Source organism: Mycobacterium barrassiae (genome assembly GCF_025822765.1).
Classification (GTDB): Bacteria; Actinomycetota; Actinomycetes; order Mycobacteriales; family Mycobacteriaceae; genus Mycobacterium; species Mycobacterium barrassiae.
Genome location: NZ_JACKUK010000011.1, coordinates 55,056 through 67,402, shown reverse-complemented (window position 1 = coordinate 67,402; position 12,347 = coordinate 55,056). Strand labels below are relative to the sequence as shown.

The window sequence follows — 12,347 nt, the reverse complement described above, 5'->3', positions numbered from 1 at the left end:
GCGTCGTCGAATCCGACGGTCCTGAGCTACGGGGTTGCCCATCAGGCGCCCGGACCGGTGCCAGCCTCTCGCAGGCAATCCTCGGCGGCATGTCGGGCTGGACCCTGTTTCTGCTGGTCCTCGATCGACACAAAGGTGGTGCCGTCGTCGGGAAGCGGATCGATAGTCATCTTTCTCCAGGCCATCTAGTCGAGCACAAGGCGGACGCCGCCCCGATCAAGATCTCATCCGCCCCGGGACGGACGGTAATATAGCTAAGGGAGCTGATCAATGGTTTGGCAAAATTTGCACCAGCGTCATGGATGGTGCTAATAACCGAAGATGGCCTTGAAGCAGCTAGCTGGCAAATTTGGTGGGCTTCGCGGTAACTTCCGTACCGCAAGCAAATTTTGCCCCGCCGGTTTCCGCCGAGTTACGAATTCGGCGAATGTTGAGGTCACACCAATGACCGACCTGGCTGTCGGTCGGACCGCCCCCGCTGACGCAGCAAATGCAGGAATCGGGTCAACCCTTCGGCGGCATGACCTACGGCCAGACTGACTGCACCTGGCCCCGCCAGCAAGCGATCGGTAGTGGGCCGCCGCCCATCGGACTCGTTAGCTCGCAAACGCTGCCCGCCTGTCGAAACGCTCGTGCGCCGGCACTCGCTTTGCCGGGCCTTCCAAACGTCGACGTAGCGAACCGAATCGTCGTTAGAAATTGCGATCATGACCCGGAACCGCTTATAAGTAGAGACTCCGGATCTGGCGGTACCGGGCGACAAACTCTGCCCCATCCGTCGGAGCTCGTTTCGGCTGGACTCCGACCCTGGGGGGATTTGTAGTGCTGAGGCAAGCGTTCGATCCGCGCCGCAATGCGTTGACGGCGTGGCGACTCGTCCTTGCGATCGGGGTGGTTTTCTGGCACTCCTGGGACCTCACCGGCCGCTCCATACCCAACGAAGCGGTAACGAGGCTGCTGAGCGAGCTTTTCGCGGACGGCTTCTTCACAATTTCCGGGTTTCTCATCGTGGCCAGCTGGATGCGGCACCCGAACCTCAAGGAGTACTGGGCTTCCCGTGCGCTAAGGATCTTCCCAGGCCTGTGGGTATGTCTGGTGGTGATTGCTTTTGTCATCGCCCCGATTGCCGCGGCGTACCAGCACACGACGATCACCCTGTCGTCTGAGATCGCGTATGTCCTCAACAACGCCATCTTGAATGTGGGCTACGCGGGGATCGACGGCACGCCGACGGGGGTGCCATACCCGAAGGTATGGAACGGGGCGATCTGGACCCTGTTCTTCGTATTGTTGTGCGACCTCATGGTGTCCGTGCTGGGGTTTGTCGGCCTCCTCAAGCGCCGCTGGACCATTCCGACCTTGTTCGTCGTCGCGTTGTGCTGGTCGGCGTACGTTTCTTACTCAACGTTCGAAATACCGACGTGGCCGCAGGCGCTGGCCCGCTTCTTCCTGATGTTTCTTGCCGGGGCGATGTTCTTCCAGTACCAGGACAGGATCCCTGCCCGCTGGTCGTTGGTGGCCCTCAGCGTCACGGTCATCGTGGCATCGGGATTCATGGAGAACTATCGGGCGCTCGCAGCCATTCCCGTGGCGTACGCGATCATCGTTTCCGGCGCCCTCGTCCGCAGGATAAATCTGCGACACGATCTGTCGTACGGCGTGTACGTCTACGGATTCCCGATGCAGCAGTTGCTCGCCACGTTTGGGCTCGCCCAATTGAGCCCTGCCGTATTTTTCCTCGTCGCCATCGCAGCCACACTGCCCGTGGCCGCTGCGAGTTGGCTGTTGGTGGAAAAGCGGGCGGTAGCCCTGAAACGTCGCATGTTCAAGGCACCGGCCGAACGTTCACACGCCCCAACACCGGTACCGCGACCCGCCCAGCTGAGCGACACGAATCGCACCGAGCAATATCGGGAGCACCGGCCCCAAAACGGCTTCCCGGATTCGCTAGACCTCGAGCAGGCCGAGTAGCTGCAAATCGGTGGCGTATTTGACGATGACCGATGCGTTGATGTGGGGGATGTCGTGGTCGGCGCCGATCTTGGCGTCTTTGACCGCGGCGTGGAACCGATCCGCCGGCGCATACGAGCCCAGGGTCGGCTCGGGGGCCGCCACCTGGCCGTCGGTGTGCTGAAGCAGCAGCTGCAGCATCTGTAACACCGACTGCGCACGCTGAGCCTCCGGCAACCCCTGAAGCCCGGCCTCGAACCGCGTCACCCATTCGTTGAAGTCGGCGATGCGCTCGATCGGATACCCCGCCTCGATCAACCAGTCGACGTACTGGTCGATCCCGATACCGTCATCGTGAGGGTTCATCACGTGATAGGTCTCAAACCCCTCGACCAACCGCGTACCCAGCGTCGCGATCGCCTCAGCCACGAAATCCACCGGCAGACCATCAAAGTGCGCCCGCTGCCGCCTACCGTCGGCATCCAGCTGGTAGAACGACTCCGGCGCCACCCCGGTGGCCACCACCGACAACACCATCCGCGTCACCGTATCCGACACATTGAGCTGACCGGCATACCTCGGATCGGCCATGATCATGCCCGAGCGGAACACCGCCACCGGCAGACCACACAAATCGTGAGCCTCACGCAACAGCACCTCACCAGCCCACTTGCTGTTGCCATACCCATTGGCATAACTGCCATCCACGATCCGGGTCGCGCTGATGGCGCGGATATCGGCATCCTCGGTGAACGCCGACGGCTCGATCTGACGACCCACATCCGAGGTCGACACAAACGCATACGGCTTGAGCTTGCTGGTCAACGCAAACCGAATCAACTCCGCCGTCCCCACCACATTCGGGGCGAACAACTCTGGGTAAGGCAGCACCCCGTTGACCAGAGCGGCCGAATCCACGACCAGATCAACGGTATCGGCGAGGCATTGCCAGATTTCCTCGTCCATTCCAAGGTTGGCGTGGCCTTTGTCGCCGGCGACGACCTGCAGCCGGTCGGCAGCCAGCTCGTGGAAGTGGGCCAGCAGGTGCGGGTCACCGCTGTCGAAGGTCTTCTCCAGACGACGCCGCGCGTCCTCATCGTCCTTACCGCGCACCAAACAGATCAACTGCCCATCGACGGGCGCCAGCTGCTCCAGCAGCTCCAACACCAGATAACGACCCAAGAACCCGGTCGCCCCGGTCAACAGCACTGTGCGCACGTCGGCACTCGGCCGCGCCAAGTTGGGTGCGCCTGCCAGCGTGGTGTCGTCGAGGAACTTGTCCAGCGTCAGCTCGCGGGCATGAACCTCGGTTGCGTCCACCCCATGCACGGACGCGAAGCTGGGCGTGTTGGCCATCGATGAAGCCAGCGTGCTCGCATCCTCCGCATGCCGACTCATACCACTGACCGTCGGCGCCTCAAAAATCGTGTGCACCGCAACTTCGGCGTCCAGGGCGGTGTTGACCGCGGCGATCACTCGCATCGCCGAGATCGAGTCCCCACCCAGATCGAAGAACGAGTCATCGACACCAACGCGCTCCACACCCAACACCTGAGCGAAGATGCCGGCAATGACCTCTTCGATCGCGTTAGAAGGAGCCCGATAACGAGCCGCGGTCTGATACTCCGGCGCCGGCAACGCCCGCCGGTCCAACTTGCCATTGACCGTCAACGGCAACGACTCCAACACCACCACCGCCGCAGGCACCATATAGCCGGGCAACCGCTGCGCCAGCATCGGTCGTATCGCGGCGATATCCACTGCACCGGTTGCCGATTCGGTGACATAACCCACCAGTCGCTTATCGCCGGACCGGTCCTCGCGCACGATCACCGCGGCCTGCACGACGCCCTCCACCCGGGCCAGCGCGGCCTGAATCTCGCCGAGTTCGATGCGATAGCCGCGGATCTTGACCTGATCATCAGCACGACCCAGATACTGCAACTGCCCATCAGCACCCCAACGCACCAGATCCCCGGTGCGATACATCCGCGCCCCCGGCTCCCCGAACGGACACGCCACAAACCGCGACGCCGTCAACCCGCCACGGTTCACATAACCCACCGTCACACCACGCCCAGCCAGATACAACTCACCCACCGCACCCGCAGGCACCGGACGCAACCACTCATCAAGCACAAACGTCGCACCACCAGCAACCGGCGACCCGATCGGCGCCTCATGCGAACCCGCCACCAACGGAGCACTGATCGCCGCATAAATCGTGGCCTCAGTAGGACCATAAGCGTTGATCATCACCCGCCCCGGCGCCCACCGATCCACCAACTCCGTCGGACACGCCTCACCAGCCACCACCAACGTGGTCGACTCCAAACCCTGCGGCGAGAGCATCCCCGCCGCCGACGGCGTCTGATACAACACACTGACCTGCTCACGCACCAACAACTCATGCAGCTCAGTCGGTGAACCCGCCACCGCCTCAGGCACAATCACCAACCGCGCACCATGCAACAGCGCACCCCAGATCTCCCACACCGAGACGTCAAACACCAACGAATGCCACTGCGACCACACCTGACCCGCACCCGCAGGCATCTCCACAGGCAACAACTCCAACGCCTGCGTCACATTCACATGCGACACCGCCACACCCTTAGGCACACCAGTCGTCCCCGACGTGTAAATCAGATACGCCACATCATTCGGCGCGGGCACCGGTAGTGAAGCGCCGCCGGACTCTTCCGCGAGAGAGGGATCGTCGACATCAAGGACCGCCACGTCACACTGATCAAGACGCGAACAAAGATCCGCCATGGTGATCACGGCGACAGGCGCGGCGTCTTCGATCATGAACGCGATCCGGGCATCGGGGTGCGCGGGGTCCATCGGCAGATACGCCGCCCCCGTCTTGAGCACCGCCAGCATCGCGACGATCGCTTCCGCGGACCGCGGGATCAGCAGCGCCACAACCTGACCCGGGCCTGCACCGAGACCTGACAGTCGATGGGCCAGCCTGTTGGCGACGCCATCGAGCTCGCCGTAGGTCATCGACCGACCCTCGAACGTCAACGCCACCGCCGTCGGGTCGCGGTCCACCTGCTCGGCGAACACCGCAGGAATGGACTTCGGCGCATCCATCGGCCGACTCAACACCGCCCGGTTCGCCCACCCATCAAGCTGGTCATGCTCGTCGGCATCCAGGACATCGATGGCGGACAACCGCTGATCGGGATCAGTGACCGCGACGGCCAGAATCCGTTGGAAGCGACGGGCTATCGCGTCGACGGCCGCCGCGTCGAACACCTCTGAGGCGTACTCCACCCGCAGACTCAACTGCGGCCCCGGCGTCACCGCCACCGTCAACGGATAGTGGTTGTACTCGCGAGCACTGAACCCGGTGACCGAAAGGTCCTGTGCCCCCGATAGCGCCGCGAGATCGACCGGATAGTTCTCATACACGAACAACGTGTCAAACAAGCGATCCTGTCCGACGACCCGATGAATATCCGCCAGTGCCAGATGCTCATGCTCGACGGTGTCGTTGTGGTGGCGCTGCAACCGCGTGAGCAGATCGGACACCGTCAGGGTGGCGGTCATGTCGGCCCGCACCGGCACGGTGTTGATCAGCAGTCCGATTATCGATTCCGCGCCCGCGAGCTCAGCCGGGCGTCCTGACGTCACCGCGCCGAACGCCACATCACGCTGACCGGTCACCGCCATCAACAGCCGCGCCCACCCGGCCTGCAACACTGTGCTCACCGTGGTGCGTTGGGCCCGCGCCACTTCCCCCAGCGCCCGCGTCGTCTCCTCCGACATCCGATACGAAGCGACGCCGCGTGGACCCAGCCGATCTGCAGGGGCGACCAGAGTGGGGGTGTCGAACCCCTCGAATACCTTGGCCCACACCGCCTCTGCCGTTCCGCGGTCCTGACCGGCCAACCACGTCACGAACTTGCGCACTGGCACCGGCGCCGGTAACCGGTGTCCGCAATAGCCGGCGAAGATCTCCCGCAACAGAACCGGTAGCGACCAGCCATCGATGACGATGTGATGGACGGTCAGCACGAACTCATACCGGTCCTCGGCAGTCCGGATCAGCGCTGCCCGGAACGGAAGCCCGTCGGCCAGCTGGCATACCGCCGCCCGCTCGCCCGCACGCAGGTCGTCGACCTCGTCGTCGGTATCGAGTTCGCAGTACCGCCACCCGAAGTCGGGGTCGGCCGCGAGGATCTGCACTGGTTCGCCGAACTGTTCGGAGAAGCGGGCCACCAGATGGGGGTGACGGTGAACCACTGAGTCCATCGCCTCCCGCAACCGCTGCGAATCGAGCGGACCGGTGATGGTGATGTCCAGCTGAACGGCGTAGACGTCATCGCCGGAACCTTGCGCAAGGCGCGTATGGAACAGCAGCCCCTGCTGCAGCGGGGTCAACGGGAATACATCGTGCACGTCGTGGTCGCTGGTCAGCTCGTCGATCTGCTGCTGAGTCAACCGCGCCGGTGCCAGATCCGACGGCGTCAACCCACCACCGCCGGCGCGGACATGCGCACAGATCCCGATCAACGCGTCAAACCACAACCGGCTGAGCCGCCGCACCTTGTCGGCATCGAGCGCCGACGGAGCCCATAACCAGTTGGCCTGAAGCATCGGGCCAGCCTCGGTATTCAACGTGCCCGCATTCAATTCCACGGTATGAGCCAACGGCATCGCCACTGCCGCCGCTGCATCCGCGGTGGCCCGGCTGGCCGGGCTGATGCACCACAACTCCTCGGAGACGTCGGCGGCGGTCGCGCCGAGGCGGCCCAGGTAGTTGAAGCCGATCGCCGGATCCGAACCAGCCAGATCCACATCCGGATTCATGTAGCGCAGCAGCCCGTAGGTCAGCGGATCCGGTAACGCCCGCAACTGCTCCTTGGCCGACTTGATGATCGGACTCAACCCGGCATCACCGGCGGATACCTGATCCCAGTCGATACCACCGACATTCAGCGCGACCGGATACTTCGTCGTGAACCAACCCACCGTGCGCGACAGGTCCGCATCAGCCAGCTCTTCCTGACGCCCGTGACCCTCCACATCGATGCCCAGCGGCGTGTCGGCACCCAGGAACTCCGTCCAAGCCAGCCCGAACGCGATCAACAGGATGTCCTGCACCCCGGCGTGATACGCCGCGGGCACCTCGCCGAGCAGCGACCGCGTGGTCTCGGTGTCCAGCGACATCGACAGCTGACCGGCGTTGGCGTAGGTATCGATCTCGGGTTGCACCGCAGGCAGCGCAGCAGGCACCTCACTCACCCGGCGCCAGGTATCAGCCAGCTCAACCACCGCAGGCACGCGCGCGTGCTCGTCAAGAATCGCCGCCCAGCGTTGGAACGACGTCCCGCCGGTCGGAAGCGCGACAGCCTGCCCACTGTGATGCTGGGCCCAGGCGATGTTGATGTCCTCCAACAAGATTCGCCACGACACCGCATCCACGGCCAAGTGGTGAATCATCAACGCCAACTCGCGGGTACTCGGCACCCACAACGCACTGACCATCGCTCCGACGCCCAGTTTCAACCGTGACCGCGCCCCGGCAACGGCCTCATCGGTCAGCGCATTTACGGCGTGAACTCGCTCGGCGGCATCGACTGAACCGGGTTCGGGCACCGTCAACGACCATCCGCCAGAGCCATCGTCGTCGACGCGCAGCCGCAGCGCGGCATGGCGATCCAGCAGGGCTTGTAGCACGGCGACCACGTCGTCCTCGGTGACTCCCGCAGGAGCCTGCAGCACCAAAGTCTGGTTGAACTCATCGACCGGACCCTCAACGTCGTGCAACCAGCGGATGATCGGCGTCGGCACCACTTCGCCGACGCCGTCATCGATGACATCGTCCGCATCGCTGGCGATCTCCGCGACCGTGGCCAGCCGGGCGACAGTTTGTTCCACGAAGATGTCACGCGGCCGGCACAGCACCCCAGCCGCCCGGGCGTGTGCCACCACCTGCATCGACAGGATGCTGTCGCCGCCCAGCTCGAAAAACGAGTCATCGACACCCACGCGCTCCACACCGAGCACCTGCGAATAAATCGCCGTTAGGATCTCCTCCACCGGAGAACTCGGGGCCCGATACTCGTTACCAACGCCGCCGTATTCCGGCGCCGGCAGGGCGCGCTTGTCCAACTTGCCGTTGACTGTCAGCGGCAGCGCGTCGAGTGCTACCACTGCAGTCGGGACCATATAACTCGGCAGCCGGGCGGCTAAGGTAGTTCGAATCCGGGTCAAATCCACTGCTCCAGTGGAGGATTCGACGATATATCCCACTAGCCGCCTGTCGCCGGGGCGGTCCTCGCGGGCGATCACTGCGGCCTGCTCGACCCCCTCCAGTGCGGCGAGCGCGGTCTGCACCTCACCGAGTTCGACGCGGTAGCCACGGATCTTGACCTGCTCATCAGCACGACCCAGATACTGCAGCTGGCCGTCGTCACCCCACCGCACCAGGTCGCCGGTGCGATACATCCGCGTCCCCGGCGCCCCGAACGGGCACGCCACAAATCGTGACGTCGTCAAACCACCACGATGGACATAGCCCACGCCGACACCCCGCCCGGCCACATACAACTCGCCGACCAAGCCGGCGGCTACCGGCCGCAACCACGCATCCAACACAAACAGTGCAGCGCCGGGCACCGGCTTACCGATCGGCACCGCAGCCGTTCCGGGCGTCAATGGGGCGCTGATCGTCACGCACATCGTGGTTTCGGTCGGCCCATACGCGTTGAGCATCACCCGGTCGCCGCTGCCCCACCGATCCACCAACTCTGCAGAGCACGCCTCCCCCGCCGCCACCAACGTCATCGACTCCAAACCCTCGGGGGGTAAAACCCCTGCCGCAGAGGGAGTCTGGGTAAGTACCGTGACACCTTCGCGTATCAACACCTCGCGAAGCTCTTCCGGAGAGCGTGCCACCGCCTCCGACACCACCACCAGTCGGCCACCACGCACCAGCGGGGCCAAGATCTCCCAGGCTGAGACATCGAAGGCCAACGAATGACACAAAGCCCACACGCCCGGACCCGGTAACGCCGCGTCGAGCGAGGACAGCAACTGCGTGACGTTGTGGTGGGTGATAGCAACACCTTTGGGCGTACCGGTGGTGCCGGAGGTATAGATGACGTAGGCGACGTCGTCGGGCGACGGGGTGGTCAGGGCCGTCGTGGACAACGCCCCTGAGTGATCGTCGACATCGACGACGGGAAGATCGAACGATCCGAGCCGCGCCCGCAGCTTCGTAGTGCTGATGGCGACGACGGGCGCCGCGTCACCGAGCACGAATGCGACTCGATCGTCGGGGTGCGCGGGATCGACCGGTAGGTACGCCGCGCCGGTTTTGAGCACCGCCAGGATCGCGATGATCGCCTCCGAAGACCGCGGAACCAGCAGCGCCACAACCTCACCCGGGCCTGCGCCGTGGCTCACCAGCGCTTGCGCCAGCCTATTGGCAGCTTCATCCAACTCGCGATAGGTCCACCACTGCTCACCGCACACCAACGCCACCGCGTCTGGGATGCGAGCGACCTGCGAACCGAACAACGCCGTAATCGAGTCCCGGTTACGGGCAGGCTCGGCCAGGATCGCCTGGTTACCCCATCCAGCAAGCTGGTCGCGCTCATCATCATCGAGCACATCAATAGACCACAACCGTCGTCCCGCATCGGTCGTCATGACTGTCCCCCCAGACAGGCGGTCATGGCCGCCAGCGCCCCCCGCGGAGCCGCCCCACCCCTATGTCTTCAAAGGTCGGAGGACGCCGCCCACGGCAGCCTCCGCGCTCAATGTGCCCTGCGCCCGCGGCGATGCGGTCAAGGATCCCGTCGCCTGCGACGACGCCGCAATATCTACGGGCCCGCAAATTTCTACCTGGATCTTCGGCGCCTCGACGATGGCGAGCTCCCCGGTGGACCGACGACGATGGCGGATGAGAATCGCACGCGCCCCTGGCGTGGGCCAATGGTTGAATGCAGGTCATGGGCTGTGCGGCTCCTCGTCGCTAATGAAGACGAAAAGGCTGAATAGTCGTCGTCGAAAGGTTGGCGCTCCGGTTCCCTCCAGGTTTTCTAGTCCAACCAGCAAACATACTGGAGGCAGCCCGGTAGTTCTGGGTTTTCGCACTCTTTGCAATTAAGAGAGCATTTATTTAGTGGCTGGACCGCGCGGCGACGCAGGCGACCCGAGCGCCCAGGCTGGTATCTACCGCCTCAGCAGGCCGGCTTCATAATCAGGCCCTGACCGGTGGGCAGTGTGCAGATCGGGACGCCCAACTCATCTGCCACGCCATCCATCGCGAGGCGCTGTTCATCGCGTCCCCGCTGTGCATAATCGTCCAGCAGGACAAACGCCCCGGGGGTCAATCGCGGCCAGAAAAAGCGCAATGCCGCAACCTCGGGTGGCGCGCAGTTCATGTCGATATGCAGGTACGCCACCTTCTCGGCGTCGACCTGATCCAGAGTTTCCGGCACCGTCCCGGCAATGATGCGTACGTTGTTCCACTCCGCGAAATTCTTCTGGACACTCTCGACCGAATTCGCGTAGACGCCGAAGTCGAGCGCCGCCTGGCTCTTGGCCAGCGCTCCTGTTTCGCGCTCCACATCGGTGACGAAACGCGGATCCATCCCGCCGTACGTATCGAGCAGATAAAACGTCTTGCCCAGGCGGTCCCAGTCCAGCGTCTGCATGATGCCACTACTCAAAAACCCATGGCTGACACCGCACTCGACGAAATCACCCTCGAGCTTGCTGGCGCTCCGCGCCGCCCACAGGCCGACGTGGAACCGCCACTCCCAGTGGTAAAAATCTTGGCCACCGAGCGCCTGCACGCCACGTTGGTAGGCACGCTGAAACACCGGATCGTCACGAAACGCATCACTGTTGAAACAGATCAGCGCGTCATCGGAATACACATCGGGCAGAAACGTCCTGGGCACCCAATACCCTGTACGCAGCGCAAACCACATAACGCGAAATTTCTTGGGCCACGTTTGCATTACCCCCACGGCCGAACCATACAACGGTGCGTTCAGCCGCAGTGCCAGATGGACACTTCGCACGGGCATCCCGTGAGCGCCGATTCCTGCTCGGCAATTCACGGCCACCCGGCCGATGATGTGTGCCGATCGTTATCGCGACGCATGGCCAGGCCAGCTGGTGATCAGAGAGCGCGTTCGATCAGCTCAGTAGTTGGGGCAGCTGGCAAACATCTGCTGGATGATGGGGAACGCCTCTGCAGCGCCCGGATTGTTCTGCACCTGGCTGATCAGATTTCTGCGCTGATCGGGCGTCGACGCGATGAACACCCGCAGAAATTCCAGGTTCGGCGGCGATGAATCGAGATACTGGGCCGCCATCGGGTTCTCCGCATGTATCGCGGCCATCGCCTGGTCATAGGTGCAGGTGGTATTGATCATCGGTTCGAAGTCGGGCTGGGCCGAAGCGATCGCAGCCCCAGCGGCCAATGACAGCGCCAAGCCGCCAAACGCGGCGGTCAACTTGGTCAACGACCGAGCGATCATGTGCGATCCGTCCCCTCCTGAGCTCCACTCGAAACCCCGCCCAACCGGACTCTAGACGTCCTGCCTGGACCTCGCCGAAGGATTGACCAAGGCGATGGCCCACCGTCAGGCGATGCCGAAGCCTCTGAGGAGTTGCCAAACTCCGATCAGCACGAAGAAGACGATAAAGATCTGCCGATTGTTTCTCCGTGCCCACTCGTGCACCGGTCGCAACACGGCTTCCGTTTTCCTCGGCGCAATCAAACAGCTCACGAGGACGATTTCGAGGACCGCGAGCATACCGACCACATAGGCGGTCGCAGCGACAATCTGTTCACCAATCCCGGCTCCCGACGACAGGATGGCAGTGTCTACGAGCACCAGGAGCGTCGCTGATGGGACATACATCAGGCCGAATATGAAAGACACCCACAGCGAGCCGTTCTCCCAGGTTTCGGTGAGGCGACCGTACAGCCGCTGAAAAGCGGCGACACCTTTGACAACCAAACCCTTTGCGCCGCTCGGCGTCTCCGGCTCCAGCTCGGTGTCGGACGAATCGCCGCCACCGACGGACACTTTCGCGCGCTCACGTACCCGAGGTCGCGCCGCCATCACCGCCGCAATCGACAGCAACAGCACACCGAGAGCCAGGGCGCCCGGCAGGATTGTGCCGGGGGATGTCTCCGTTGATCGGAGCAGACCGTCCGCAAACGAGGCGAATCCCGGTGTCACATGAAGCAAGACCAGCGGACCCACGAACACCGGCAGGTTCGTGAGCATGGCGCCCAGCCAGTAGACGAACAGGTTCGGCACGGGCCTCGGACGGGAGATGACGAGCAGCACGAACCCGAGAAGGATCGGATTGAGCGCAATCAGCAGCGCCAGCCCCAGAACCGGACCCCACAT

General features: G+C 63.4%; 6 protein-coding genes. 1 reads left to right on the top strand and 5 read right to left on the bottom strand.

Annotation, left to right across the window (positions count from 1 at the left end; translation table 11 throughout):
- Positions 1-41: 41 nt before the first annotated feature.
- Complete coding sequence (locus H7J93_RS02690) at positions 42-170, bottom strand: hypothetical protein (protein WP_267304751.1); 129 nt, start codon at positions 168-170, stop codon at positions 42-44.
- A 652-nt stretch (positions 171-822) separates the two neighbouring features.
- Here H7J93_RS02690 and H7J93_RS02685 point away from each other — a divergent pair.
- The gene (locus tag H7J93_RS02685) at positions 823-1,971 is read left to right on the top strand and encodes an acyltransferase family protein (RefSeq protein ID WP_267304750.1); all 1,149 of its coding nucleotides are present in this window, start codon (positions 823-825) and stop codon (positions 1,969-1,971) included.
- Here H7J93_RS02685 and H7J93_RS02680 read toward each other — a convergent pair.
- The 4 genes from H7J93_RS02680 to H7J93_RS02665 all read right to left on the bottom strand — a co-directional run bounded on the left by H7J93_RS02680 (position 1,948) and on the right by H7J93_RS02665 (position 12,347).
- A complete protein-coding gene (locus H7J93_RS02680) occupies positions 1,948-9,618 on the bottom strand; it encodes a non-ribosomal peptide synthetase (RefSeq protein ID WP_267304749.1) in 7,671 nt (2,556 codons plus the stop codon). The two genes, H7J93_RS02685 and H7J93_RS02680, sit on opposite strands and share 24 nt — an antisense overlap.
- Before the next feature lie 533 nt (positions 9,619-10,151).
- Positions 10,152-10,907 (bottom strand): class I SAM-dependent methyltransferase, encoded by a 756-nt coding sequence (locus tag H7J93_RS02675; protein ID WP_267304748.1) that lies wholly within the window; start codon positions 10,905-10,907, stop codon positions 10,152-10,154.
- A 216-nt stretch (positions 10,908-11,123) separates the two neighbouring features.
- Positions 11,124-11,462 carry a hemophore-related protein gene (locus tag H7J93_RS02670; protein ID WP_267304747.1) on the bottom strand — a complete coding sequence of 113 codons (339 nt, stop codon included), beginning with the start codon at positions 11,460-11,462 and terminating at the stop codon, positions 11,124-11,126.
- Between the two features lie 105 nt (positions 11,463-11,567).
- The gene (locus H7J93_RS02665) at positions 11,568-12,347 is read right to left on the bottom strand and encodes a GAP family protein (RefSeq protein ID WP_267304746.1); all 780 of its coding nucleotides are present in this window, start codon (positions 12,345-12,347) and stop codon (positions 11,568-11,570) included.

Coding starts and splice junctions, on each gene's coding strand:
- H7J93_RS02690 (WP_267304751.1), bottom strand. CDS start 170: ATGACTATCGATCCGCTTCCCGACGACGGCACCACCTTTGTGTCGATC.
- H7J93_RS02675 (WP_267304748.1), bottom strand. CDS start 10,907: ATGTGGTTTGCGCTGCGTACAGGGTATTGGGTGCCCAGGACGTTTCTG.
- H7J93_RS02680 (WP_267304749.1), bottom strand. CDS start 9,618: ATGACGACCGATGCGGGACGACGGTTGTGGTCTATTGATGTGCTCGAT.
- H7J93_RS02665 (WP_267304746.1), bottom strand. CDS start 12,347: ATGTGGGGTCCGGTTCTGGGGCTGGCGCTGCTGATTGCGCTCAATCCG.
- H7J93_RS02670 (WP_267304747.1), bottom strand. CDS start 11,462: ATGATCGCTCGGTCGTTGACCAAGTTGACCGCCGCGTTTGGCGGCTTG.